This is a genomic window from Bacillus sp. 166amftsu (assembly GCF_900107445.1).
GTDB classification, from domain to species: Bacteria; Bacillota; Bacilli; order Bacillales; family Bacillaceae_G; genus Bacillus_A; species Bacillus_A arachidis.
The window spans coordinates 217,731-244,051 of record NZ_FNQA01000002.1 but is presented as its reverse complement, the minus strand read 5'-3'; the positions used below and the strand labels follow the sequence as shown (position 1 = coordinate 244,051).

Genomic DNA, 26,321 nt, shown 5'->3' with positions numbered 1-26,321 from the left:
AAAAATTTTAGAAACATAGAAAAAACTTCAAAAACTATTTACAATTTCATTAGTTTTATTACATACTGATTACAAGAAAAAAAGCCTATTGAAAAATAGGCTTTTTTACGCGATTTCGTCCGGATTTTGCGGATGATGATTTTCAGTATGCTTTTCATTCTTTTGAAATATGGATTGAATCTTATCAATCGTTTGTGGCGCTAACTCAATCATTTTTTCAGCTAGATGTGTAGCATTTTGTAAGTGAAGAATATTCACGCCATCTTTATTCACTACAAGAAAAGCTACCGGGGTAATGGAAACACCACCCGCACTTCCACCGCCGAATGCTGGATTACCTTGTGCTCTTTGACCATCATTTGTTTGAAAATCCGATCCCCCTGCTCCAAATCCAAACGCTACTTTGGAAACAGTTAACACTACACCGCCGTCAGCCGTCTGAACAGGCTCTCCAACAATCGTATTAACATCGACCATTTCCTTTAAATTTTCCATTGCTGCTTTCATTAATCCTTGAATTGGATGATCCACCGTTCATAACCTCCTTTGTCATATCTTTCCTAGCTTTTCCTAAACTTTGTGAACTAAACATAAAATTTTATATTGATTTCAAAAACAATAGGTTTAAATATTCAGAAAAAATAGAACAAAAAAGAGATTATGATGATACGAAAATTAACAAAGCGTGATCATGAACAAGTGCTTACCTTTTTAGCATATCACGCAAGGAGGAAATTTCTAAATCCTTTTCACCTAATATCTTTTTCGGTTGATCATTTTCCGCCTCTAGTTGTTTGACCTCAGCCGGTGAAACCGCTTCATGACGCCCAGCTACTTGTCAATCATGATCTTGAAAAGCTTTTACCCATTTGTGTACTAAGTTTGGACTGAAATCATGCCTTCTAGCTACTAATGCTTTATTTCCAGTTTCTATTACTTCTTGTACCACTTCTTGTACCACTTCTTGTTTAAATTCAATAGAATGTTTTCTTCTTTGCATAATAAATACCCCCTTAATTGGCTACCTCGAGTATAAAACAACCACTCTTAGTAAGATTCCAAGTTCATTAGGGGGCTAAAGAGATACTTGCTATACTTCCTTTTCATTTGCCTTTTAAATCACCTCTTCACCCTCCTATTATCTTCTCATCCTATTTCTACAATTGGCATTCGGATATTATTTTCTAGATTCTCAGACTCAATTACAATCGCCATAAGTCCCGTTTCTGAACTCGTTTCATGGAATTCCCCTTTATTCCAGAAGACAGCTTGACCGGGTTGCACTTTCTTTTTCATTTTATCTGCGCCACAGACAAGTCCTTCCCCTTGCACAATAAGAAGCAGCTGGGGAACAACTGCTTCATGATATCCAATTATTCCTTTTGGTTGTAAATGCATACAACCAATATGTACCTCTCCCTCATGTTTTACTATGTTTGACATAATAAAATTAGAATGAAACACTGCTATGTGATTCCCTACCTTTTCACTGAAATCGAATATCTTCATCTTATCTCCTCCTAAATCATCCCCTACACATGTAACACCATTCTTACCGTTTGCATCATGTGTCCCTCAAAGTCTTCTTCAAATTGCTCTAAAGCTGCAAAGCCCTTTGCTTCATAAAACCGTTTCCCTTTTTCATTCGCTGCTTCTACATGAATATAAATCTTTCTAGCCCCTTCTAAATAGGTAATACCTCTTTGTAATAAAGCTGTCCCAATTCCTTTTCCTTGATGCTCCGGCAATAAATAAATAGCCCCTAATTCTGCTTCATTTTGATATTTTATAGGTGAAAAGTTAGCAAATCCAACAACTTGATCATCCACTTCTACTACGAATAAGTGTGAATGTTCCAAACGTCGTTTCATCATTTCAAATGAATATGCTTGTCCTAAGAATTTATCTTGAATCTCCTGTGGAATAAGTCCTCTATATGTAGCATGCCAAGCCACTTTCGCCACTTCTTGTACAGCAATAATATCTCGTGCATTCATATCTCTAATTACATACGTCATATTAATGTCCCCATTTTTTTTAAGTTGCAGTGTGCTAGCACACTATAAGAAATTGGATTGTTATTTTCATAGTTCACTTTAATTAACTTTAAACCTTCTACAATTGCCTTTTGTGTACTAAAATTCTTATATACAAAATCCATTACACAAACGAATTGCTCTCGCTCTAAACGATTTGCAATCGTACAATGTGGCACCCACTTCTCTGGTACATAATACGACTGCGGGTAATCATGAAAGTCCATAAAATGATTATGAAACAATTGATGTAACTCTAGTAACCTTCTCGTTATCGTTGGTGCCAAAAAGATGGTTCCATTTGTAGGGAAAGTACCCACAGAAGAAAATTCAACTGGAAAGCACCCTATATCCTCTGTAAACTCTTCTAATTTCTCTCCATACGCTTTCAAATCCAAAGTATGATAATCAGCCAATGTAATATGAGGCTCTAGGTCTTTATTATGTACAATGTCCGTTAGCCCTTCTCTAATCACTTTCATATCCTTCAAAAACTCCTCATCAAATGTAGCAATAACGGCGTACATCTTTCTTCACTCCTTTGTTTCTCTTAACTCTTCCCACTCTTCTCGAATCATTCCCATTCGAATAGAATCATAATATATTCCATTATAGTAACGACATTTTCGCATTCTACCTTCTAATTTCATACCGATTTTTTCTGCGACTTTCATCATTCTTTCATTTCCAGACCAGGTTGTTAGTCCCACCCTACCAATCTCCATGTTTTCAAATAGCAAATCCCTATATAATCGCAAGGCTTCTGTTCCATAACCACCATTCCAATACGCTGGGTCATAAATCGTAATCCCTATTTCTAACCAGCGTGATGCCTTATATTCCCAATAGAAGCCAACTATCCCAATTATTTTGTTATCCGTTTCAATAATAAATTGCGACAGAGGCTCCTCTTTTAGCTTAGACTGTAAACTTTCCATATACACCGGATATTTCTGAATAGAAAACGGAAAGTATGGTGCATCCCACTTTTTCCACTCAGGGTTTTCTTCCTTATATATTTGTGAATATAAAGAATGTATATCTTTCTCTTCTATTTTTCTTACGATCACTTTTTTACCTTGTAAATATATATGTTCCATACTTTCCTCCCATACTATTAAATAGAATATTAGAATTTAACATACTACTAATATTATATTTATTTTTTAGAAAAATCAAACAATAACGATAACTTTATTGTATAATATTGTAAAAAGATGTCGGAGGGATTTAATGTTACATAAAATATCTCAATTCACAATAAAACTTTCATCGATTGTTTTATCACTCTTACTATTGTTAAATTTACCTTATTTATTTGTTACTCAAGGCGGATTCACCTTTCAGCCGCTTCAATTTTTCAAACAGATTTTTACTATGTTACAAGAAGTTTTATCACCGGAATCCCTTATCGTTCTATCATCAGAAGCGAAGTTCGGCAATCTAAAAAAAACTCCGTTGTTTCCAACCGTATTAGAACCTTATATATATTCATTTACTGTTTTGTTCACAGCTTTTGTTCTTGCACTCTTTCTTTCATCTAGCATGGCATTTTTTTATTTTTTAGCAAAAGATTCTATCAAAAGGTGGATAAATCGACTTGTTTTTATATTAGAGGCTGTCCCTGACATGATGATGATGATTTGCTTACAAATGTTTTTCATTTGGTTTCTTAGGAAGTTCGGGGAATCTCCAGTCACAATTATTTCTTTTAATGAAAATCGAGCTTATTTACTTCCGATTTTATCTTTAGCGGTTTTACCTACATTACAAATGTTTCGGATGATGATTTTATATATAAAAGAAGAACATGGAAAACAATATGTAGAGGTTGCATATGGAAAAGGTCTTTCATCAAGTTATATACTATGTATCCACTTATTTAAAAATATATCTATTCACTTCTTCCACCATTTAAAAACAATTTTTGTTTTCTTACTTTCTAACTTGTTCATTTTAGAATTTATTTTTAATATGAAGGGCATTATTCAATTTTTATTTAGCAAGGCGTTTGTTTCACCTTCTGCTACATTTATCATACTTATCATGATTATTTTACCGTTTTATATTATCTTTCAAATAATCTCTTTAATGATGAATAGGTGGCAAAAACAAATAAAAGGAGAAACTCTATGAAATCTATTTGGAAATCAAAACGTTTTTTAGTCGGATTCATTTATCTTTTTGCATTAGTTACAGCTAGCTGTATTTATAGTTTGTTCTTTAAAGATAGTATACCAGAGGCACCTCTGTTGCTTTATAATGACAAGAATGAGTTACTTGGAAAGGCACCCTTTTCACCATCTTTAATGCCACCTTTTGGCTCTGACCGTTTTGGAGAATCGATCTTCTTACAAATTTTAGACGGAGCTAAATTTACAATTTTATTTGCTGTTGCAATTAGTTTATTACGTATTTTATTTGGGACATGTTTAGGTATCCTATTAAGCTTATACGCTGCAAAATGTAAAAGATTTTTCCAGGCATGTTCAGAGGTATTTTATTATATCCCAACTGTATTTATCGCATTTATGCTCATTACACCGGTTAATATTGAAATCACATCAAATGCAGATCGACTAAGTCCAAATATCCCATTTGCACTTTATCAAGCTATCATACTCATTTTTATTGCTCTCCCTACAATTTCTTTTTATATTTCATCAGAAGTTGATGAGTTTATGAAACAAGATTATATATTGAGCTCACAATTAATGGGGGCAAGCCGTTTTCATATTATTAAAAAACACTTGCGTGTCTTATTATTAGACCGAGCATTCGTTCTATTTATGGAGCATATTGTCCAAACACTCATACTTATGATCCATCTAGCATTACTTAACATTATAATCGGTGGGATACAACTGAAAGAAATGGACCAAGGTGAGTTCAAACCTGTTTCACTCTCGAATGATTGGGCAGGCCTTATTGGATTAAATCGTTATGAAATGAGTCTTTCATTATGGATTATCTTTTATACACTCATCACATTCTTTATTACTATACTTTTCATTAAACTTATGACTATTGGAATTCAAGATGCCCTAAAAACAAGGAGTTCGCAAGTAATAATAGTACAACCTGTTCAAGATCAAAAAATATATGTGAAAAATAAAGATTCTTTTTCATTTGCTTCTTTAGAGAAAAGAAAACGGTCTTCATTACATTTGTAAAAAATGATTGAACTTATACAAAAGAAAAACTATTTGTTAATCTATACTTTTTATATTAATGCAAATTCGCTCTCAAAGCCTACAACATAGAAAATAGGGGGATAAGTTCCCCCTATTTTCTCTCATTAGCTAACTGTCTTAATCTTTTTCTCACTTAACCTAAGTAAAATCCCTTTCTCTATCCAGCCTTCCACACCATCTTTTTTTATTAAATCATATCCCGTACAGCTATCATCAATAAGTGAAACAATATCACCTTTCCTTACACTTATTTGCGCACAAGAAATATCGGTTTTAACAGTATAATTACCTGCTTCATCTTGCTTTATATATTCATTTTTAACATATAATCGTTTATTTGTTTCTATTTGTTTGCATACTGTAAAATCATCATTTCCTTCAACTGGTACAATATGATAATACGGATACATGACTCCACCTTGCATCATTGGTTCCGCATTAAAATCCGCTAAAATTTCATATTGTGAAAAATGATCTACATATGTAGATGAAAACACATCTCTAGAAATTGATCTATGAATGATAAATGCATTTAATTGTCCCGCTTCTTTAATAGTATTCCCGCCATCAATCGCAATTATTTTTTTATTTTCATCGATAACTGGATTATTAGATGGTGCCTCTTCAGAATAATTAACAACAGGCCAATGTCCAACTATTGCATACTTATTTGCACGATGTGACTTAGTAAAAAACTCCGGCATTGCAAACGCATTTTTCCGTTCGGTCTTCTTCCAATCTTCTATATCCTCAAGTCCTGCATGCACAAAAATATAGTCCTCTGTTTCAATAGCAGTTGGTAATTCCGTGAGCCAATTAATCTCTTTTGAAAAACAGCTCATTAATATATCTTTTACCTCACCAATATCCGTCTCTTCATTAATATGAAAATCTAATTGGGAAAGCCATTCATTAAAGATAGAATACTTTCTCGTACATAAATAGTTTATTAACCCAGGATTTTTATTTAAAAGAGCCTCAACTAAAGCTTCACAATTCCCCTCAACAACATGGACCTTTTGATTCTGTGCTGAAAGTTCCATGACATAGTTTACAACACCATTACTATTTCTTCCTTTTTCACAAAGATCACCATTAATTATTAAATAATCTTCTGCACTAAAATTAACTTTGCTTAATAGTTTTTTAAAAAGCTCTAGCTCTCCATGAATATCAGAAATAACAATAACTCTTCCGTCGTTTGGAATTGATAATTTTTTTATTTTATCCAATATAGACGCCCCTTTTTTCATTTACAGCTTTCTACATATTTAAATGTTTTTTCATCATTTCATAAAAACAATTCGACAAAATACCCTATTACACCTTTTTTTCACTTATTTCTGTTATAACAAAAAAATAGCAGATTCTATATCCTATCACATTTAGAATCTACTATTTTTCTTCACTATTGTAGCTCTTTACAAAAAGCATAACTTACCTTATCATATCCTTCTCTTTCATAAAATCTATGTGCATTAATTCTTGGAAACGCTGACGTCAAAACAACCGAACTACATTCCTTTTCTGCTCCCCACTCCTCTATATATGATAATAATGCTTTACCATATCCTTTGGAGCGATGAGCCTCTGCCGTTACAAGATCATATACAAAAACATGTTTCTTATTATAAAAATTCGTACATATCGCTACCCCAGCAAGGCTCACCACCTCATTTTCTTCATTATACAAAGAAAATAATTGATAACGTTCCTCTTTCATCTGATGAAATAAAGATTGCACTTCCTCTTTTGTAAGTGCAGTTCGTAATTGTTGTAAAACGGGTAATACTCCTTCTAATTGCTCCTTTGTTTTTATTTCCTTAACATTCATCAGTAATCTCCCCTAACTATTTATAAAATTTTCTAAATGTTATATCATTACTATAAATAGAAACTGCCCTTTCCTTAAGTGGCAGTTTAATTCTTTTTTATAAGGACAGTTTTAAGGGAGGGCGTATACAATGGATTTAATTATTCCTCTACAATTAGAAAGTCAAACACCTATCTATATACAAATTTACAACTACATAAAACAAGAAATCTTAAAGGGAACACTACCTGCTGGAACACGTCTCCCTTCTCATCGAAATTTAGCATTACAACTTGGTGTCAGTCGTATTACAGTCGAATCAGCTTATCAGCAGTTATCCGCGGAAGGTTATGTGGAAAGCAAACCAAAGCGTGGTATATTTGTAACGGAAGTAGATGTGGATGTTATACCGAATAAACACCAAGCTCCATCTACCCCTTACGAATCTCAAAAAACAAAAACAGAACCGCTCTATTTTGATTGTAGCCAAGGAAATATCGATCAAACAGCCTTTCCACTCTCAAATTGGAAAAGAGCACTACATGAAAGCTTACTCCAATATGAAAATGACTTATTTACAAAAGAAGACCCACAAGGAGAACTTATACTTCGCACTCACATTGCAAAGTATTTGTATCATGCTCGCGGGGTTCATTGCACACCTAATCAAATTATTATTGGTGCCGGTACACAGCCCCTTCTTTGGTTACTCTTACAATTGCTTGGAATGCAAAAATCATACGCCATAGAAAACCCTGGGTTTCATCGCATAAAAACCATTATCCAAAGCTGCGGACTTCCTATTCATCCTGTTCCATTAGATGAAAAAGGAATGAACATTTCATCTCTCAGTAATTGTGATGCAAATGTTGCTTATGTTACGCCTTCTCATCAATTTCCATATGGCATGATTATGCCATTATCAAGGCGACTTGAATTATTAAAATGGGCCAATGATCGATCTGGTTATATTATTGAAGACGATTATGATGGGGAATTTCGCTACGTTGGAAAACCGATTCCCTCCTTGCAAGGACTTGATACAAATGAACGTGTTATTTACATAGGGACTTTTTCAAAATCATTTTTACCTTCCTTAAGAATGGGCTATATCGTTCTTCCTAATCACCTTTTGGAAGTCTATACAAACTTAGGTGGCATTTTCAAACAAACTGTATCTAAAATACAACAGCTTGCTTTTGCTAACTTCATTCAAAAAGGAGATTGGGATCGACACTTAAATCGCGTTCGTAAATTATATAAGAAAAAACATCATACATTAGTCAAATCAATTTCGATCCAAATGGGTACTAATGTTGATATCCTTGGGGATCAATCTGGACTTCACATTGTACTACATGTTCATAACGGCATGAATGAACAAGAACTTATTCAATCAGCTGCTGAAAAACATGTAAAACTTTACCCTCTATCCATCTACGATTCAGTAAATAATTTACAAAAAGAAGCTTATGTATTACTAGGTTTTGGTGGGATACCGATTAATACAATCGAAACCGTTGTAACATTACTAAAAGAAGCTTGGTTTGCTAAAAAAAGCGGTCCCTTGCAAAAATAATTGCAAGGAGCTGTTTTTCTCACATCTGATCATTTGATGCTCGCACTGAACACGATGACATTCCTGGACGTTTCACACCAGTTGTTTCTTTTGAATAAGAAGCTTCAATGATGCACTTGAATCTACAGAGAGGACGAGATCTTCCATCTTTGGATAAATAAAACGTTTTGTAGTACAGTAGATGCTTCTCTGGTGTTCTCCTAAAAAAACACCTTCTCCATGTAGATACGTAACAAAAAGTTCTAACTCCTTCGTAACAATATAGAGAATTGCGGGTAAAAACATCGCTTGCTCAATTGAAAATAAAAAAGGACTGAACCTTAGCGATTCAGCCCTTTTCTCAATTATTTTTTTCTTAATATATTCACAACAGCAGTCATTTCATCATTTTCTTTATATACGCGCGGGATTCTTCGATCTAGCATACAAGTCACTTCATAGTTAATTGTCCCAAGCATATCTGCGATTTCTTCTACTGGAATTTCTTCCTCACCTTGTTTACCATAGAAAACTACTTCATCCCCTACTTGTACAGGCATTGCTTTTGTAACATCTAACATTAACTGGTCCATACAAACTCGCCCAAGAACTGGTACACGAATTCCGTTAATTAACGCATGCCCTTTATTTGATAGCTGACGATTATATCCATCTGCATAACCAATCGGAACAGTCGCAATCCATTCTTCACCAGTTGCTACATACGTATTCCCATAACTTACACCACGATTTTTTTGTGCGTGCTTAATATGTGCTACTTTCGATTTTAATGACAATACCGGCTGCAATGAAACAACGGTATGATCTACTTCTTGTGAAGGATACATGCCGTAAATCCCAATCCCAACACGAACCAAGTTTTGAAATGTGTTGCTTAGCTCCATTGATCCAGCACTGTTTGAACTGTGAATATACGGAAGGTGAATCCCTATTTCCTTCGCTGTATTGACAGCTTTCTCAAATAAATTCGTTTGCATATTTGTATATGTTTTATCAATTTCATCAGCTGTAGAGTAATGTGTAAACATACCTTCTACTTCTACATGCTTCATTTTTTTTAGTTCTTCCAAAAATGGCGAAACTTCTTCTTCTTGCAAACCAATACGGCTCATTCCTGTATCAATTTTCACTTGAACACGTGCTTTCTTTTCTAACTGCTGCGCTACTTTATCAATACCTTTTAAGTCTTCTATTCTATATACTGTCATCATGATATCATATTCAATAGCATCTATTGCCGCTTCTACTGGTGTATAACCCAAAATTAATATCGGCTCAGAAATTCCCGCCTCGCGCAGTTCAATTCCTTCATCTACAAATGCAACAGCAAGTTGATTCACTCCTGCCTCAATTGCTGCTTTTGCGACTTCAACCGCCCCGTGTCCATATGCATTCGCTTTTACAGCTGCCATCATTGCAATATTTTTATCGTTTACACGTTTTTTAAATTCTCTCACATTATGTTTTACAGCATCTAAGTTCACTTCAACAATTGTATCTCTTCCATATCTCAAACTCATCGGTCTAAACTCCTAACTCAATAATTGCTTTCCATTCTATTTCTCGTTTAATATGACCTTTTACAATATAATACTTTTCAATTTTCTAGTCAAACTACTAGAATTTTCGGAATTTTGAGTATTGTATAATACTCCTAAGACAATATTATATACGGATATGGGGAGAATTACAATATTTGTTCAAGCAGCGTTGCATCATCTATTCACCTTCTCTGTATCCCAATAATATTTACTAAATGCTTCCGTTAAGACATTGATTGTATTATATAACTCTTCCAAAGTATTAATTACAAATGTATATGAGAAAATAAAAAATAACACTTTCTTTCCGTGTATATGAGCAGCATATTTTTTAATGTATCGCCATCTTTATATACGAATATACACAAGCCTTATGTAATATAACTCTTACTTCGTTTAGCGTAGGAAGTCTTCTCAGTTAGAATGATAAAAAAAGAGAAATGGTAGCCCATTTCTCCTTTTCGTTTCTATTGTTCTTTCGGTGTATCAGAAGAAGGCAATTTCTTCTCTTGTTTTTCTTTGAAAATTTCACCAATTGCACCGAGTGTACCAAGTGTTTCAATCGCATTAGACGGAATGAAGACTTTGTTAGCTGGTCCTTTTGCAACCTCAGCCAATGACTCAAATGATTTATAAGCAAGAACGCGTTCATCTAAGTCCGCTGCACGTAGTAGTTCAATTCTGTTTTGTTCCGCTTTTGCAATCGTTTCAATCGCTCTCGCTTCCCCTTGCGCTTCTAATTCTTTTGCTTCCCTTATACCTTCTGCTTCACGAATACGCGCTTCTTTATCCCCTTCAGCCATCAAGATTTTACTTTGTTTTTCCCCTTCTGCACGAAGGACTTTATCTTGTTTCGCCGCTTCTGCTTCTAGAATAATAGCACGCTTATTACGCTCTGCTTTCATTTGTTTTTCCATTGCCGCTTGCACATCTTTTGGCGGATTAATGTCTACTACTTCTACACGTTCAATCCGAACGCCCCATTTTTCGGTTGCTTCATCAAGCGCTAGACGAATTTCTGTCGAAATTTTTTCACGCCCTGATAATGTTTCATCCAGTTCCATTTTACCAATAATTTGACGCATTGTTGCGGATGTAATATTACGAACACCATATTCATAGTTAGAAATACCATATGTCGCCAGTTCAGGCTCAACAATTTGATAGAAAATAATCGTATCAATTTCTACTTGTACATTATCTTTCGTAATAACTTTTTGTGGTGGTACATTTGTTTGTTGAATACGTAAATCATGATATACACGTATACGATCTACAATTGGGATTATTAGATTTAACCCCGGCTGCATGATGCGTTGGAATTTACCAAACCTTTCAACCACACCTACCTTTTGTTGGGGCATGATTTTAATTGTTAACGCGATGAATACAATGACAATTAATGCAAAAATAATCGTTAATGTTAATGCTACCATTTTTATTCACTCTCCCTTTTCACATGTAAAACAGTGCTGCTCCTCTTTATAACAATGACTCTTTCCCCAGTAGAAATGGGAACATCTGAAATCGCAGTCCAAGTATCGCCATCCACCTTCACAATCCCATTTTCTTCACTTGTAATCGCTTGCAGGATAATTCCTTTTTTACCAGCCAGTTTATCGACAGTATCCGTAAATCCTTTTGCCTCTCGAAAATTTTTAGAGATTCGTTTCGTAAAGAAAGTCAATGTTAAACTCACTATTGCTCCTACAACAACTTGTAGAAATAATGCATCTGGAGCAAATAATGCAATAAGACCTCCGACAACTGCTCCAATGCCAAGCCATAGCATGTAAAAGGTAATTGATAACATTTCTGCAATAAATAAAATACCGGCTATAATAAACCAAACCACCCATCCAGCCATATGCAACCCTCACTTTCTTTTTTATTTTCTATATGTATATGAAAAAAAGAATTGTTTATCACGTCCTCCTAATTAATAGGAGACGTTTCAACGGAAGCATTATACATATTCACTGTTACGATGAATATCACTAAAATAGTATATTAATATATTCTTTATTATACATGAAAATTCCTGTCTAAAAGTTACAAAAAATAAAATTCTTTCAAAAAACTTTTCCGCAGATTAATATGAATATAAAGAAAAAATAATTACTTATAAAAAGGTGGTATTCCTATTGTCTCAACGACCATTATCCTTTTATTGGATTTCTAAAATATGCATCACTCTTGTTGAAGTTGTGTACATAATGATTCTTACTACTCATATTTATATAACAACTAAATCAGCTACTATCACAGCTTTTTTTCCATTATTACGAGTTATTACAAGTTTTATTGCGAGTACATCCGCACCACTTCTAATGAATCGTTTTCCATCTTATTCATTACTCATTACATTACAGGGGATTAAGACTTCCCTTTTGATTCTATTAACCGTACTATTTCCCTTACTATCTTCTAACATCGTTGCCCTTCTTGCTTTTATTATTCTCATTTCATTATGCGAAGGTTGGAGTTCCCCTTTATTATATGCTGTTATTCCACGCCTAACACCACAAGAAAAATTAGTAAAAGTAAATAGTGTCTTTTCCTTTTCAACACAAATTGTTCAAGCAACTGCTTATTCATTTACAAGTGTAGTGGTCTTATTAATTGGTGCTACTCCTACACTTATGATAAACAACGTATTAATGATTTTTGGATGTACTACATTATATGTTTCATTGCACACTATACAATCTGAACAAACAATAGAGAAATCATCTTCCAAATCAGCTACATTAATAGAAGGATGGAAACTTTTATTTCAGCACCCCTCCCTCCGTATCGTTACATATATGGACTTAATTGAAACTTTTGCTGGCACGATATGGATTGGCGGTATTACAATGGCTTACGTAACGACCGCTCTTCATAAAGGAGAAGAGTGGTGGGGGTATATTAACACAAGCTATTATATCGGAACATTAATTGGTGGACTATTAGCATGGCGAATAAGTACATATATTCAAAATAACTTAATACGCTCAATGGCTTTAGGATCTCTTCTATTCAGCGTGCTCACTTTCCTATATGGCATAACAAGCAACGGATTTCTTGCACTGTTTCTTTGTGTTCTAATGGGGCCTTCCTATCAAATTCGAGATATTTCCCAAACAACCGCTTTACAATCAAGCGTACCACCGCCTCTATTATCAAAAGTGTATACCGCTCATGGCACACTTACTTCGGCTGTTTCAGGAATTTCTATGCTAAGCGTTGGTATTATTACCGATATGTTCGGTGTCCGTACTATCTATATCATTGCTGCTTTTCTAATTTTATGTTCTGCTTGTTTATCTTTTATTTTACTAAAACATACGAAGCGGCAAGAAAAGGACCTTTCTCTTTAAGTTCACAGAATGCAAAAAGGATAGGTCACCCTACCCTTTTTGCGCTGTATTTATGATAGATTTGGAATTCGTCTATATTTTGTAGCTTGTTCAAATGCATATGCAAGCCTAATTAACGTACCTTCGCTAAATGCAGTACTTGCTAAAGTGATTCCAAAAGGCCTGCCGCTGTTCCTATATCCGGCCGGTATCGCTATGGAAGGATAGCCAGCTTTAGCGCATATTGTTGATCCTATATATGAAGGAAAAAGAATTGCATCAAGACCATATTTCTTCAAGGCAAAATCAATTCCTTGCTCCTGGGAAAAATATAAATCTTCTAACTTTGCATTTAAGTATTGAGGATTTCTTAGAGTATTAGGAAAATCTTTTCCCATTTTTAACCTTTTTTGTCCATATTTTAATGCTTTTTCTTCTATGCCTTTATTAAATGCAATTAATTCAGAGATAGAATGAACTGGAATATTTGAAGGTAACTTAGAAAGATAATTATCTAGACTATGTTTTAATTCATACGACGAGACTCCCCAACTCCACTCCCTATGAAAAGATGGGATTTCGATATCTTCTAATACTGTCGCTCCTTCATTACGCAGTACTTGTACAGCATTCTGAAATAGTTCCTCATCATACTCTCCAGATTCGTAATAGCCTTCAGATGCTTTGTTAAATACTCCAATTTTAGCGCTCCTTAAACCATTAGAATCTAAATAAACCGTATAATCTTGTTGAGCTCTCCCTTCGCTTTTATAGGTTGCAGGATCAAGTTGGTCTATTCCTGTTAAACTCCCTAATAAAATTGCCGCGTCAGTTACTGTTCTAGCAAAAGGTCCCGCTGTATCTTGCGAATATGTGAAAGGGATAATCCCTCTGCGACTAATCAAACCAACAGTCGGTTTAATACCAACTACAGAATTTTGAACTGCCGGACTTAAAATAGAGGCATCCGTTTCTGTTCCAACAGATAAAACAGTAAAGTTTGCAGTAACTGCTATAGCTGATCCTGTACTCGAACCACCAACAAAAAAATCATCATCACCTGAACGATATGGATTAATGACTTGTCCTCCTCTTGAACTATATCCAGCCCACATCTCAAAAGACATCCCATTCGCTAATTCCGTCATATTCGTCTTACCTAATATGACAACACCTGCTTCACGAAGCTTTTTCACAAGAAATGCATCACTACTACTTATATAGTTTTCAAGAGCGATTGTCCCTGCACTTGTATGCATTGAATCATTTGTTTCAATATTATCTTTTAAGAGAACAGGAATACCGTGTAAAGGACCTCTGACACCCTTTATTTTTCTTTCATGATCTAATCCTTCTGCGATAAAAATCGCATCTGGATTTATTTCTAAAATAGAATTTATATTCGGACCGTCCTGGTCATACTTCGCTATCCTATGAAGATAATACATAACTAACTCTTTCGAAGTAAATTCCCCATTCTCCATCACTGTTTGTATATCTTGAATTGTTAATTCTTTTCTTAGTAGTTTATTGAATTGAATCTCCACCTAAAATCTCTCCTTATTCGTTCTTTCCTCATTTCAAATCTTATTACTTATCAATTTTAATCATTGTGATTTCTCCCCATTTCAACAAATAAATCCTCTACCAAGAATTTCAACTTCCACTTTCAAAAACCTTCCATTTCAAAGAGAATAAAAAAACGTTTTAGACGAACAAAAGCTGTCTAAAACGTTTTTTAGTATATGAACAAACTTTCTACTTCACATACATCTCTTCTAATAAATGAATAAATTCGCCTTGATTTCCTGCTAATACAGGACACTTTGCGATATCGATCCATTCGTAACAAAATACTAAACCTCGATCTTCATCCCCGGCACTTACTGTATGTTCCCACGTATCCTTTACATCTGTTAACAACGAAATATGGAAAAAATGGCATTTTTGATATTCTTGTTTTTCTTTTACATGGATGATATAATCATCAATGTAACGTTCTATACATAAATGACGTAAACCCGACTCTTCTAACACTTCACGTATTGCTGCTTCTTCTAATTTTTCTCCTTCTTCAACCGTGCCGCCTGGGACCTGTACACCTGCATCTGGTATATCACGATGAGTAAAAACCAGTAACTGTATAACTCCTGCTTTCTCCCTTGTAATGTATGCATATACTTTTTTCTTATATAACATTGTCACCTGGACCCTCTCCCCTTAAATTGATTACTGCATTGCTTCCTCTAAGGTGAATTGATTTTCATATAAATATGTCGCTTGCGGATTCCCTACATAACGTACGTGCCACGGCTCGTATCGATAACCTGTAATAGCCTCTTTCTCTTCTGTGTACCGAATGACAAAACCAAATTTATGTGCATTTTGAGCAAGCCATCTTCCTTCCTTGGTATCTCCAAAAACAGACTCTAATTGGAATTTAGCTGATTGTGACGTAATATCCATTGCAAGTCCCGTTTGATGTTCACTCGTTCCTGGTACTGCACTCGACATCGCTGTTTTCGCTTCCCCATCTTGAATCTTATACATTGTATTTAACGCTTTTTGCCGATCAAAAGATCTGAAACCTGAGACTGCAAAGAGAAAAATTCTCTCTTGATCACCTTGCTCAAACATTTTTTCAAGTGCTTGCGCCGCTTCTTTCCTCATCTTTTTTTTCTCTTGATCACCTTCACTGGAATAACGTACTTTGGGAATAACTAAATCTTGCGGCTTATAACGATCTGGTAGCCGTCTACTTTTATTTACAAGTACGAGTACAGAATCTGGATTATTCACAACCGCGAGATCCCCTTCCATTTTAGCAATCGTGTCTTGCGCTTTTGGAAATACAGCGCTACCATTCACTTCTTGTGCCCGTTTATCTTTATACATTTTATAATTAATGCCTGCCACTCCAATAATAATCGCAACTACTACGAGAACCAGTAGTCTCCATCTTTTTTTCATAAAACGACCTCTTATTTTAATAATTTGGCCATATAATACTCATCAATATTTCTCCCATCAACGATAAGAGAAGATTTTTTTATACCTTCTTGTTCAAATCCTGCTTTTTTATATAGTGTTTGTGCTCGTGTATTATGGGCCATTACTGTTAACTCTAAACGCCATACATCATGTAATCTTGCCCATCTTTCTACCTCTTTAAACAAAGCCGCCCCAATTCCTTTTCCGCTATATTCTTGTAAAATTCCAATTACAATTGCTACTGCATGCTTGTTTCTTTGTGCATTACCACCATTAGCTAAAATAAATCCGACTAATTGTTCCTTTTCTACTGCTACAAATATTGTAGAATTATAAGTTTCTATAAAGCGTTTGATCATATTTTTTTGTTGCTCCACTGTTGTATTCCGCTCACCTGGTTCCAATAACATATAGGAAGTTTCTTCATCCAATTGTTTTCCTAATTGCAAAAATGCTGCTGCGTCCTCTATTTGAATTTCTCGTATCATCTCTATCACCCTGTCAACTTTATAATGTGAAAAACTTTATCCGTAAAGAGGATTTCGCCATTTTTTTATGAAATACCTCTCTATTTTTCATAGGATAAATAGACAAATTTCGATATTAGTATAATGAAGATGAAACTTTATTTAGAAAAGCATTAGTTCTTATCTTTTTCTTCTTATTGAATACAAAAAAACGTAAGCAATTCGCTTACGTTCACCCATTCACCTTTTCTGCTTGCCAAAAATATTCACTAAATGCTTTTGTCAATACATCAATGGAGCGATTTAGTTCTTCAGATGTATTATCTACACCTCCTACCTCAATTAAAATCGCTTGTCCTGACAAATCCTGATTATAAACACCATTCCCTGTTTGAAACCCCTTTTGTATAACTCCTCGACTTACCCCTGGATATTTTTTATTAATCGCTTCATGCAGGGCAGTTGCTAATTGTAAGTTTTTTGTGTAATTTTTATTTCCTTTTCCAATGACAAAGGCAAGCTTCGCATACGATTTATCTCCAATTGCTTTTGTCGTGACATTTTTGCGGGCACTATCTCGGTGTAAGTCAAAAAAATATTGTAGCTCTTTATTTCCTCCCATTGCCTCCTGTACAATTTCTCGAGACATTTTATAAGAACTATTACTATTTAACCCCTTACTTATCAACTTTTTCCCAACATCTGTTTTGTCATTAACTGCTCCTATTCCTTCATTTGCTAATTGGTCACGGAACCGTTCTCCAAGTATAGAAATATTCGTCACAGAACTTGTTGCCTTATTCGGATCTGGATCATTTGTTAAATTTAATAAAGGTAAATATGATTCCCAACTGTGAGAATGATAAATAAATGCAATTTGTCTTTTCCCTGTTGTTTGCGCAGGCTCTTTTTTCTCTTTGTTCGGATCCGTTTTCGGAACTTGTCCTGTTTCTCCTGTACGCTCTTTCACCACTTCTTCAAGTGGAACGCTCGACTCAATAGGTAAGTTAGAATAATTTGTTCCTTCACCAGCAATGACAATTTCTGTATCATATCTTCCGAATCCAGGAAGTTCTTTCCCAACGAAACTGCGTACATCATCAAATCGAATATTTGTTGCTGTTGAAAAAAGAAAAGATGAAATCGAAAAATCTTGATTTAAATTCCGATATTCTTGTGTAAAATAATGATTTTCCTTTCCAATCACATACATATAACCATTCATTGATAACTCATTCAACCAATTATATAAATATGCTGACTTTGTTTCTTTCAATGAAGTCACCATCATACTAATAAGGAAAAAGGTTACTAACACCATAATGACGACAAATAAAATAAGCTTTCGTACACTTGTTAATTTCACATAAAAAAAGCCTCGATTCATAACATCACCCTCTCTGTTCCAACTTATGTACAAGCTATCGAGAATAGACCGCCTAAATTTGGGCAATATTGTCTTAGAGGTGAAATGAATTGAAGCTAATTATAGGTATCATGCCTATTGTTTTATCATGTGTTTTTTTATTATTTGCAGTACACCCTAAAATCCATGCTTTCTTAGATATTTGCGCGTACCTTTCATTATATATACTGGGTATACTAATTGCTTTTAACATATATGATGTTGTACTGCACGGCTTAGTATTTATGACAACGATTCACGGTATTTTATTGAACCCATTATTTCTCATTACCGGAGCTTATGTAGGAGTATATTCTTTATATCTCCTTATTTATAAACTAATAACAAATTTAAGAAAGTCATAATCTTATTTTTAAATGGAGTGTATGAATGAAAATAACTTTTATATGTCATAAATGTCAGAAAAAAATTGTCAGAAAGCAAGATCTTATTACTACAATGCTTTACGTACGCATCTACTTATTTCACAATGCTTGTTTTAATCAACAATTTTTCTTTTCTAACTTTATTCCTATTAATACGCTATTTGGAATATATTTCATTTGGTATACTCTCGCTATAGGCACTATTTTAACAATAACAGAACCATCAGTCATTTGGATTATTTTTTTAGTGCCCGTTCTATATCGTTTTATTTCTTATTATTATATTGAACGTCACTTTTGAAGATAACGATTAGACTGCCCTTTGGGAATACTTAAACATTCCCACTCTTTTCCCTTCAGCAATTTTCCAACATAAATAATTTGTCCGATATGTGATGCATAATGAGTGATTTGCCTTTCAATTGCTTGCATAACACTTTGTGCTTCTCCCCGTATATGAACGCTTTTTAAAAGATCTTGCGGAGTTAATGATTGCAGCGCTTGAAAAACATAACCCCAACCATCCCTCCACGCTACTAACATCTCTTCTTTTGAAGCATAACCGCCTTCAAATTCACCATCACGGTTCCGATCTAATTTTTCACCATCTGTCGTTAAAAAATCTGTCCATCTCGATCGCATATTCCCCTGCAAATGTTTGACTATAATAGCAATACTGTTTGCTTCTTCATGAGGTATCCAACTGATTTGTTCGTATGATAACTGTGAAAATGTCCGTTCCCCTTGTTTTTGAATCGCCTTAAAGTTTGAAACAGCACATTCTAAATAAGCTTTTCCAACTTCCATCCCTGTCCCCTCCTATTTAACTAATAGATGTTCCATTTGGGACTTCTATATCAGGCTGCAATAAGATTACATCCCCTTGTTCTGGAACTCCACCTAGCACAAGTACTTCTGATTTATAGCCTGCAACACGCTTGGGCGGAAAGTTCACGACAGCTACAACCTGTTTACCAATTAGCTCTTCTGGTATATACCTCTTTGTTATTTGAGCACTGGATTGTTTCATACCAAGTTCACCAAAGTCGATTTCAAGCTTAATTGCAGGTACGCGCGCTTCTTTAAACTCTTCTGCCTTTTGTATCGTGCCAATACGTAAATCTAACTGTAAAAAGTCTTCAAAATTAGCCATTGTATTCTCCCTCCAAAATTACCATTTAGACAAAACATACAAATTCCCTCTAAAAAAAGAAAGATACCTAAGCACCTTTCTTTTGCAACTCACCTGATTCTTTTGGTCTATATAGAAAATAACCGATAACTCCGCCAACACATGATGGCAGTAACCAACCAATTCCTTCCTTATATAAAGGAAGCATTTGCAGGACATTTGTTATTACATCAAACTTAATATTTGCACTTTCTAAACCGTTAAATAAACTAATAACTAGTGCACCTAAAATCGCACCGATATATATTGTATTTCGCTGTCCGATCCATTTATGGAAATAAGACAATACAATTAATACGATTGCAACAGGATAAATAATCATCAATACTGGTAATGTTACAGCAATAAGCTGTGTTAACCCTAGGTTGGATACAACTAAACTAAACACACATACCAATGTTACAACCATTTTATGTGATACTTTTGGGAATAAGTTTGTAAAAAATCCCGCACATGCTGATGCGAGCCCAACTGACGTTGTTAAACAAGCAAGTGTAATAACAAGGCCTAATAATATTTTGCCACTCGTGCCATATAGCTCGTTTACAACTTTCGTTAAAATAAGACCTCCATTATCAGAAACGCCAAGTGATGTACTTGTTGAGCCGAGATACGCGAGTGATAAATAAATTAACGTTAAACCTAGTACAGCAATAATTCCTGATACAATTGTCGTTTTTGCAATTTGTCTGCTCTCTTTTATTCCTTTTGAACGAATAACTTGTACCACAACGATTCCAAATACAAGTGCACTAATAGCATCCATTGTTAAATATCCTTGAATAAACCCGCCAAAAAACGCATTATCTTTATATGCATCTAACGGTGCAGCAGGTGCCCCAATTGGATCGATAATCGCTTTCCCAACAATTATAGCAACAATTAATACTAATAACGGAGTAAGAAACTTTCCAAACCAGTCAATTAATTTTGATGGGTTTAGTGATAAATACCAAGTTACCCCAAAGAAAACTACCGTGTAAAGAAACAGCATATACCACTCTGACACAAACGCTTCTGGTAGAAATGGCTTCATTCCCATTTCAAAAGAAACCGCTCCTGTTCGCGGGATTGCAAAGAATGGTCCAATCGCTAAATAACTAACCAGTGGGAAAATAAACGCAAATATAGGGTGTACTCTAGAGGATAACGCTTTCAAGTCCCCTTCTACAAAAGCGACAGCAGTTACAGCTAATAGGGGGAGTCCGACTCCTGTTACAAGGAATCCAATGGTGGCAATCCAAACATTTTCTCCAGCTTGTTGTCCTAATACTGGTGGGAAAATTAAATTTCCAGCTCCTAAAAATAATGCAAACAACATTAAACCAATCGCTATCGTGTCTCCTGGCCTTAATCGTCCCTTCATCTCTCTTTTGCATAGCATGTCTCTATTGTTTTTGTCTCTTTCACAATATGCTATGCATCCTCCTTTCTATTCCTGTTGATTATGTATGCCCCTAAAAAAGCAATGTCTTTCTCCATAATTTCTCCACTTCCCCTTCTTCTTTACTCTGATTTATATTTTTGATTTTTTTGAATATTTAAATCATCAGAGTATTACACCGTGAAGTAAAACTTGTCAGACCTCTTTACTTTTATCACAAATATAGTAACACATTTAGTTGAAAAATAAAAACATATTTTTTATATAGAATTTTCCGAAAGTTAAATAGTATGCACACCTTTTTCATCTATTATTCTTTTAGAAAAATATTTTAAAAATAAATACGTACGCATTCATTTTTTTATTTTAAAATAACATTTCTTTTCTTATGTATAACGAAAAGCCATCCAAATTATACAGATGGCTTTTCATTTCTATTCTATTGTCTCCACTTCACGTGGATTATTCATTTCTTCTACATATACAACACGAAATCCGTGATCCTCTAAATCCTTTAATAAAGTCTCTAACTCTTCTACTTTAAACTCTTCACCCAATGTAAACATAATTCTGCGTATTAACAATGCATCATTATCAAATGTCATTAGACTTTGGATACCACTATACTTTTTCAAAACCGTAGATAGTTTTTGAATCGCTCCATTATAATCTTGGGTTCCCACCATAACAGAATACTTACTAGAATGAACACCCCATGCATCCTCTAATAGCTCAAATACCTTTTTATGAGTTAAGATTCCAAGAAATGTTCCTTTCTCATCGACAACCGACAAATATGGTAGTTTCTTAATTGTAAAGAACACTTTAAAGAAAGAAGAGTCTTCTCTCACATAGCCCTCTTTATCATTTAATAATTCTGATAGATTATCCTCTAATGAACCTTTATATTCTAAAATATCTACTTTATATACATTTCCTAAAAATTTCTCTTTCTTTTCATCTAAAACAGGCACACAGCGATAACCCGTTTTATTTAAATGATCCAATGCTTCACCTATTGTTAATGATATGGAGCAATATAAAACTTCTCTTTTTGGTACATAATTCCCTTTAATCCTCATAAAAAGCCTCCTTATGTTAAAATACTTTCTGTGCCCTAACTATATTATATTTTTAGAAAAAAATAAATATTTTATTTTACTTTTCTGAAAACTATTCATACTACTGTCATTATTTGTTCATGAATGATTCATTTTTTGAGAAATTTAGTAGATTATTATTCTGTACAAAAGCAATATTCACAAATTATTACACCGAACCTATATGGAAAGAAAAAGATATTGTAACTTATTCAAAAAAACGCTAGAATAAGAATAAGAATTTTCTGAATTTTCAAAGAGTAGGTGAGCAATTATGTCTTCATTATTTCGTTCTTATACGTATCGTTTTTTAGCTGGACTTCTAATCATTCTTATCATAAGCCCGATTCCTGCTATATTATTAGCACATGAGCCTTCTTATTTAAAAGGTTTACTTGGGATTTTTTATAATTTCACTCATTTTCCGCACATTTCAATCCCCATGATTGATTGGATGCATGAATCTATTCTTTTCTCATCTCAACCTATTATAAACTCAACTAGAGTGTTACATGTTTCTGGACAATCTACACTTCTATTCCCTTATATATGGGAAGTATACTTTTTATCGATCGTTCGCTTTACATTCACACTCGTAATTGGTTTTTCCATTAGCCTAGCAATTGGACATTTATTCTTAAAAGTACCAAAACAATTAAAAAAGTATACTGTTATATTGCGCTGGATTCCATACTCATTCAGTACCGTTTTATTACAATGTTCTATTGTATTAATTTCTTTACACATCGCAAAGTACATAACAATTCCATTCCTTTCTTCCCTCATCATCATATGTAGTACATCAATGATTATCATTATACAGGCAATTAAAAAATGGATCCCGTTTTTAAATAAAACGGAAGAACATGTTATACGCGATTCATCTTTTCTCATTAATACATTATTTATAGCAATCGTTTCAAATCATAAATCTATTTTAAGTTCCATTATTTTATCATTCTGTTATATGGAATGTATTTTTCATACGAAAGGATTACTACAATTTATTATTCAATTTGGAGGAAGTTCACCAACTGTTGTTACAATTGGACTGTTACTCCTTTATATTCCGTATATCATTCTTTCCTTCCTTCAATCCGTATGGACAACAAACCAGTCTAAACATCAAACTTACGCTATTGCAAAAACAATGATTAAATAATTAAGATATAAGCCATCCCCCTCCTTAAAATGGAGGGTTATTCCTCTTTCATTCAGGGTAAAATACCAACAAATTCATGAGTGATTAGAAAAACATCCCAATATTTACTCATTTCCTTTGACTATTATTTTCGTTTCGATTTATTATAAAAGTATAACATACTTGCAGGAGGTGACATCTTTATTCCAACTTCGGAGTAGAGAACACACTTGGACATATTAAATATTTTTCTCATTTTTGTACTTATCCTCATTTCTGGCTTTTTCGTTGCATCTGAATTTGCAGTTGTAAAAGTACGAAAAAGCCGAATTGATCAGCTTGCAAATGAAGGAAATAAGCAAGCACTAGCTGCCAGAAGCGTTGTTTCTAACTTAGATGTATACTTATCAGCTTGTCAGCTTGGTATTACCATCACGTCTTTAGGGCTTGGTTGGCTTGGTGAGCCAACTGTTGAACACTTACTACGACCACTATTTGAAAAAATAAATATTACTGGAGCGATGGCTAATACGCTATCTTTCATCATCGCTTTTAGTGTTATTACTTTTTTTCATGTTGTATTAGGTGAACTTGTTCCAAAATCTTTTGCGATTCAAAAAGCTGAAGCAATTACATTAAAATTTGCCAAACCACTCATCTGGTTTGATAAAATCATGTATCCTTTCATTTGGTTACTAAATAGTACAGCCGTATCCTTTACAAAACTATTCGGCCTCGAACCAGCAAAAGAAAATGAACTTGCGCACTCAGAAGAAGAATTACGACTTATTTTAGGTGAAAGCTTTAAGAGTGGTGAAATTAACCAAACCGAATATAAATATGTAAACAATATTTTTGAGTTTGATGACCGTGTTGCCAAAGAAATTATGGTACCTCGTACAGAAATGATTTGTTTATCTACAGAAAATACATTATCCGAAAATATGGAAATTATCGCATCTGAAAAATATACACGCTATCCGATAATAGAAAAAGATAAAGATGATATTATTGGTATGCTAAATACAAAAGAAATTTTTCACGATCAAACGAAGGGAATTCACAAACCTTTAGAAGCATACATACATCCCGTCTTAACTGTCTTTGAAACAGTTCCAATTCGTCAAACATTAATCCACCTCCAAAAAAACCGTGTTCAAATGGCGATTGTAGTGGATGAATATGGTGGGACAGCTGGACTATTAACAATGGAAGATATTATTGAAGAAATTATTGGCGAAATTCAAGATGAGTTTGATGCAGATGAACCACCAATGATTGAAAAACGCACACCAAAACTTACTGTATTTGATGGAAAAGTGCTCATTTCAGAAGTAAATGATATGTTTGGTTTACATATTGATGAAAGTGATTTAGATACAATTGGCGGCTGGCTTCTATCCCAAGCTATTGATTTAAATATTGAAGCTGGATATTCAATTGAATATGCTGGTTTCCAATTCAAAGCATTAGAGATTGATGGGCATCAAATTAAGAAAGTTGCTGTACATAAACTAGATAGTAAAAAGGAGATATAAAGTGACTATTTTTCTTACACTTTGTATAATTGCTTGTTTCATCGTATCATTTATTGCTTTTATTTATCCAATTATCCCTGGCATACTCGCACTATGGGCTGGATACCTCATTTATCATTTTGGTATAAATAGCGGGGAGCTATCAACAAGCTTTTGGATCCTTCAAATCATTTTTACCATCTTTATTTTTGTTGCTGATTTTATCGCAAATGGATATTTCTTAAAGAAATATGGAAGTACCAAATGGGGCGAACGTGTGGGAATGCTCTCTATTATTGTCGGTTCCTTTTTCTTCCCGCCATTTGGTCTCATTATCATTCCATTTCTGTCTGTTTTCATGACAGAAATATTGCATAAAAAGACACCGAAAGAAGCTTTTATGGTGGGAATTGCTACAGTCGTCGGCTTTTTAAGCAGTACAGTGGCAAAAGCGATTTTACAAATTATTATGATTATCATTTTTGTATGTTACATTCTTTTTTAACCATCCCTTTTCAGGGATGGTTTTTTAATACGCAATACCTACACGAGTGTTTTCATATACTTTTTTATTTATTAAAGACCACGTAAAACGAGCCGTATCTCCTACCGTAATTTTTGATCCGTCCAGTGGTAACATTTCCCCCTCCGTGCGGTACATACCCGTTTCTTCTCCATCAATTAAATGTGTAGGACAAACAATTGTCCAGCATAACTCGCTATTTTTTAAAGCTACATAAGCAGATAGATGATCTTCTGCAGCTGTTGTAGTTTTTCTCTTTGATTCTTCCGATTGAAATCGATATATCTTCTGATTTGTTCGAGCTTGTAAAATACCTGCTGTTCCTATCGTGATAATCCTGTTTATTCCCTCTTTATCCATATGTTTTATAATAGTAGGTATGCTATGCGATAATGTTCTATTTCCATCAGTCCCAAGAGCACTTAACACGATATCCGCCCCCTTTAACGCCTTTTTCACATCATTTTCCTGTAATACATTTCCTTCTACTATATATAGATTGTTATGTTTTTCCACAACCTTATTTTGGTCACGAACTAATACTGTGACATCATGTAAATCTTGTAATGCTAGTTTCATTAACTGTGAGCCAACTCTTCCAGTTGCCCCAAATATACATATTTTCATCCTCGTACTCCTTACTTATTATTTCTCTCTATTTTTTCTCAAAAGTGGAAAATATACAACTAAAAAAGCTTCCTCAACACATGA

The 26,321-nt window shown here is 34.2% G+C and carries 30 protein-coding genes and 1 pseudogene; 9 read left to right on the top strand and 22 right to left on the bottom strand.

The window, feature by feature from the left end; translation table 11 throughout:
- Positions 1 to 105: 105 nt before the first annotated feature.
- The 6 genes from ytfJ to BLV40_RS07900 form a co-directional block, all read right to left on the bottom strand.
- Positions 106 to 531, bottom strand: coding sequence for a GerW family sporulation protein (ytfJ, locus tag BLV40_RS07925; RefSeq protein ID WP_000349994.1), 426 nt, complete (start codon positions 529 to 531; stop codon positions 106 to 108).
- 307 nt (positions 532 to 838) lie between these two features.
- Positions 839 to 1,000 carry a transposase gene (locus BLV40_RS07920; protein ID WP_090688738.1) on the bottom strand — a complete coding sequence of 54 codons (162 nt, stop codon included), beginning with the start codon at positions 998 to 1,000 and terminating at the stop codon, positions 839 to 841.
- 146 nt (positions 1,001 to 1,146) lie between these two features.
- A complete protein-coding gene (locus tag BLV40_RS07915) occupies positions 1,147 to 1,509 on the bottom strand; it encodes a cupin (RefSeq protein WP_026592200.1) in 363 nt (120 codons plus the stop codon).
- 23 nt (positions 1,510 to 1,532) lie between these two features.
- Complete coding sequence (locus tag BLV40_RS07910) at positions 1,533 to 2,018, bottom strand: GNAT family N-acetyltransferase (protein ID WP_090688734.1); 486 nt, start codon at positions 2,016 to 2,018, stop codon at positions 1,533 to 1,535.
- Positions 2,015 to 2,563, bottom strand: a complete 549-nt coding sequence (locus BLV40_RS07905; RefSeq protein WP_090688730.1) for a 2'-5' RNA ligase family protein — start codon at positions 2,561 to 2,563, stop codon at positions 2,015 to 2,017. Before BLV40_RS07905 ends, BLV40_RS07910 begins: the two co-directional genes overlap by 4 nt.
- A gap of 6 nt (positions 2,564 to 2,569) precedes the next feature.
- On the bottom strand, positions 2,570 to 3,136 hold the full coding sequence (locus BLV40_RS07900; RefSeq protein WP_026592203.1) for a GNAT family N-acetyltransferase: 567 nt from the start codon (positions 3,134 to 3,136) through the stop codon (positions 2,570 to 2,572).
- Positions 3,137 to 3,269: 133 nt separating this feature from the next.
- On the opposite strand from BLV40_RS07900, the gene BLV40_RS07895 reads away from it, so the two are divergent.
- Together BLV40_RS07895 and BLV40_RS07890 are read left to right on the top strand one after the other, a co-directional pair.
- Positions 3,270 to 4,172 (top strand): ABC transporter permease subunit, encoded by a 903-nt coding sequence (locus BLV40_RS07895; RefSeq protein ID WP_026592204.1) that lies wholly within the window; start codon positions 3,270 to 3,272, stop codon positions 4,170 to 4,172.
- Positions 4,169 to 5,209, top strand: a complete 1,041-nt coding sequence (locus tag BLV40_RS07890; RefSeq protein WP_026592205.1) for an ABC transporter permease — start codon at positions 4,169 to 4,171, stop codon at positions 5,207 to 5,209. Before BLV40_RS07895 ends, BLV40_RS07890 begins: the two co-directional genes overlap by 4 nt.
- A gap of 125 nt (positions 5,210 to 5,334) precedes the next feature.
- On the opposite strand, the gene BLV40_RS07885 is transcribed toward BLV40_RS07890, so the two are convergent.
- Positions 5,335 to 6,462 carry a metallophosphoesterase gene (locus tag BLV40_RS07885; protein WP_139265503.1) on the bottom strand — a complete coding sequence of 376 codons (1,128 nt, stop codon included), beginning with the start codon at positions 6,460 to 6,462 and terminating at the stop codon, positions 5,335 to 5,337.
- Positions 6,463 to 6,638: 176 nt separating this feature from the next.
- Positions 6,639 to 7,064: a GNAT family N-acetyltransferase gene (locus tag BLV40_RS07880; RefSeq protein WP_090688723.1), complete on the bottom strand. Its 426-nt coding sequence runs from the start codon at positions 7,062 to 7,064 to the stop codon at positions 6,639 to 6,641.
- 130 nt (positions 7,065 to 7,194) lie between these two features.
- Here BLV40_RS07880 and BLV40_RS07875 point away from each other — a divergent pair, with 130 nt between their 5' ends.
- On the top strand, positions 7,195 to 8,622 hold the full coding sequence (locus BLV40_RS07875; protein ID WP_090688720.1) for a MocR-like pyridoxine biosynthesis transcription factor PdxR: 1,428 nt from the start codon (positions 7,195 to 7,197) through the stop codon (positions 8,620 to 8,622).
- Positions 8,623 to 8,641: 19 nt separating this feature from the next.
- On the opposite strand, the pseudogene BLV40_RS07870 reads toward BLV40_RS07875, so the two are convergent.
- From BLV40_RS07870 to BLV40_RS07855, 4 genes and pseudogenes are all read right to left on the bottom strand, one after another.
- Positions 8,642 to 8,928 (bottom strand): annotated as a pseudogene (locus BLV40_RS07870) (DUF2179 domain-containing protein); the annotation flags it as partial.
- 38 nt (positions 8,929 to 8,966) lie between these two features.
- Positions 8,967 to 10,142: an alanine racemase gene (gene alr / locus BLV40_RS07865; RefSeq protein ID WP_026592210.1), complete on the bottom strand. Its 1,176-nt coding sequence runs from the start codon at positions 10,140 to 10,142 to the stop codon at positions 8,967 to 8,969.
- 488 nt (positions 10,143 to 10,630) lie between these two features.
- Positions 10,631 to 11,599, bottom strand: coding sequence for an SPFH domain-containing protein (locus BLV40_RS07860; protein WP_090688717.1), 969 nt, complete (start codon positions 11,597 to 11,599; stop codon positions 10,631 to 10,633).
- Between the two features lie 2 nt (positions 11,600 to 11,601).
- On the bottom strand, positions 11,602 to 12,030 hold the full coding sequence (locus BLV40_RS07855) for an NfeD family protein (RefSeq protein ID WP_090688714.1): 429 nt from the start codon (positions 12,028 to 12,030) through the stop codon (positions 11,602 to 11,604).
- 277 nt (positions 12,031 to 12,307) lie between these two features.
- Here BLV40_RS07855 and BLV40_RS07850 point away from each other — a divergent pair, with 277 nt between their 5' ends.
- Positions 12,308 to 13,525, top strand: a complete 1,218-nt coding sequence (locus BLV40_RS07850) for an MFS transporter (protein ID WP_139265502.1) — start codon at positions 12,308 to 12,310, stop codon at positions 13,523 to 13,525.
- A 50-nt stretch (positions 13,526 to 13,575) separates the two neighbouring features.
- On the opposite strand, the gene BLV40_RS07845 is transcribed toward BLV40_RS07850, so the two are convergent.
- The 5 genes from BLV40_RS07845 to BLV40_RS07825 form a co-directional block, all read right to left on the bottom strand.
- Positions 13,576 to 15,051: an amidase family protein gene (locus BLV40_RS07845; RefSeq protein ID WP_090688708.1), complete on the bottom strand. Its 1,476-nt coding sequence runs from the start codon at positions 15,049 to 15,051 to the stop codon at positions 13,576 to 13,578.
- Positions 15,052 to 15,262: 211 nt separating this feature from the next.
- A complete protein-coding gene (locus BLV40_RS07840; protein ID WP_026592215.1) occupies positions 15,263 to 15,709 on the bottom strand; it encodes an NUDIX hydrolase in 447 nt (148 codons plus the stop codon).
- 24 nt (positions 15,710 to 15,733) lie between these two features.
- Positions 15,734 to 16,474 carry a M15 family metallopeptidase gene (locus tag BLV40_RS07835; protein ID WP_026592216.1) on the bottom strand — a complete coding sequence of 247 codons (741 nt, stop codon included), beginning with the start codon at positions 16,472 to 16,474 and terminating at the stop codon, positions 15,734 to 15,736.
- An 11-nt stretch (positions 16,475 to 16,485) separates the two neighbouring features.
- Positions 16,486 to 16,983, bottom strand: coding sequence for a GNAT family N-acetyltransferase (locus tag BLV40_RS07830; RefSeq protein ID WP_090688704.1), 498 nt, complete (start codon positions 16,981 to 16,983; stop codon positions 16,486 to 16,488).
- 211 nt (positions 16,984 to 17,194) lie between these two features.
- Positions 17,195 to 18,349, bottom strand: coding sequence for a stage II sporulation protein P (locus tag BLV40_RS07825; protein ID WP_026592218.1), 1,155 nt, complete (start codon positions 18,347 to 18,349; stop codon positions 17,195 to 17,197).
- A gap of 89 nt (positions 18,350 to 18,438) precedes the next feature.
- Between BLV40_RS07825 and BLV40_RS07820 the strand changes: the two genes are divergently transcribed.
- The gene (locus BLV40_RS07820; RefSeq protein ID WP_026592219.1) at positions 18,439 to 18,732 is read left to right on the top strand and encodes a hypothetical protein; all 294 of its coding nucleotides are present in this window, start codon (positions 18,439 to 18,441) and stop codon (positions 18,730 to 18,732) included.
- 25 nt (positions 18,733 to 18,757) lie between these two features.
- Positions 18,758 to 19,054 carry a hypothetical protein gene (locus tag BLV40_RS29100; protein WP_026592220.1) on the top strand — a complete coding sequence of 99 codons (297 nt, stop codon included), beginning with the start codon at positions 18,758 to 18,760 and terminating at the stop codon, positions 19,052 to 19,054.
- On the opposite strand, the gene BLV40_RS07815 is transcribed toward BLV40_RS29100, so the two are convergent.
- The 4 genes from BLV40_RS07815 to cbpA form a co-directional block, all read right to left on the bottom strand.
- Positions 19,045 to 19,560 carry a DUF1572 family protein gene (locus BLV40_RS07815; protein ID WP_026592221.1) on the bottom strand — a complete coding sequence of 172 codons (516 nt, stop codon included), beginning with the start codon at positions 19,558 to 19,560 and terminating at the stop codon, positions 19,045 to 19,047. The genes BLV40_RS29100 and BLV40_RS07815 overlap by 10 nt on opposite strands.
- A gap of 16 nt (positions 19,561 to 19,576) precedes the next feature.
- Positions 19,577 to 19,906 carry a chaperone CsaA gene (gene csaA, locus BLV40_RS07810; protein WP_026592222.1) on the bottom strand — a complete coding sequence of 110 codons (330 nt, stop codon included), beginning with the start codon at positions 19,904 to 19,906 and terminating at the stop codon, positions 19,577 to 19,579.
- A gap of 67 nt (positions 19,907 to 19,973) precedes the next feature.
- Positions 19,974 to 21,311: a branched-chain amino acid transport system II carrier protein BrnQ4 gene (gene brnQ, locus BLV40_RS07805; RefSeq protein ID WP_026592223.1), complete on the bottom strand. Its 1,338-nt coding sequence runs from the start codon at positions 21,309 to 21,311 to the stop codon at positions 19,974 to 19,976.
- Positions 21,312 to 21,763: 452 nt separating this feature from the next.
- Positions 21,764 to 22,411 (bottom strand): cyclic di-AMP binding protein CbpA, encoded by a 648-nt coding sequence (gene cbpA / locus BLV40_RS07800; RefSeq protein ID WP_026592224.1) that lies wholly within the window; start codon positions 22,409 to 22,411, stop codon positions 21,764 to 21,766.
- A gap of 292 nt (positions 22,412 to 22,703) precedes the next feature.
- Between cbpA and BLV40_RS07795 the strand changes: the two genes are divergently transcribed.
- The 3 genes from BLV40_RS07795 to BLV40_RS07785 all read left to right on the top strand — a co-directional run bounded on the left by BLV40_RS07795 (position 22,704) and on the right by BLV40_RS07785 (position 25,592).
- Positions 22,704 to 23,591 (top strand): hypothetical protein, encoded by an 888-nt coding sequence (locus BLV40_RS07795; protein WP_090688701.1) that lies wholly within the window; start codon positions 22,704 to 22,706, stop codon positions 23,589 to 23,591.
- Between the two features lie 209 nt (positions 23,592 to 23,800).
- Complete coding sequence (locus tag BLV40_RS07790) at positions 23,801 to 25,108, top strand: hemolysin family protein (protein WP_026592226.1); 1,308 nt, start codon at positions 23,801 to 23,803, stop codon at positions 25,106 to 25,108.
- 1 nt (position 25,109) lies between these two features.
- Positions 25,110 to 25,592, top strand: coding sequence for a DUF456 domain-containing protein (locus tag BLV40_RS07785; RefSeq protein ID WP_026592227.1), 483 nt, complete (start codon positions 25,110 to 25,112; stop codon positions 25,590 to 25,592).
- Between the two features lie 24 nt (positions 25,593 to 25,616).
- Here BLV40_RS07785 and BLV40_RS07780 read toward each other — a convergent pair whose 3' ends face one another.
- Entirely contained in the window at positions 25,617 to 26,237 is a 621-nt protein-coding gene (locus tag BLV40_RS07780; RefSeq protein WP_026592228.1) for an NAD(P)-dependent oxidoreductase, read from the bottom strand.
- Positions 26,238 to 26,321 lie beyond the last annotated feature (84 nt).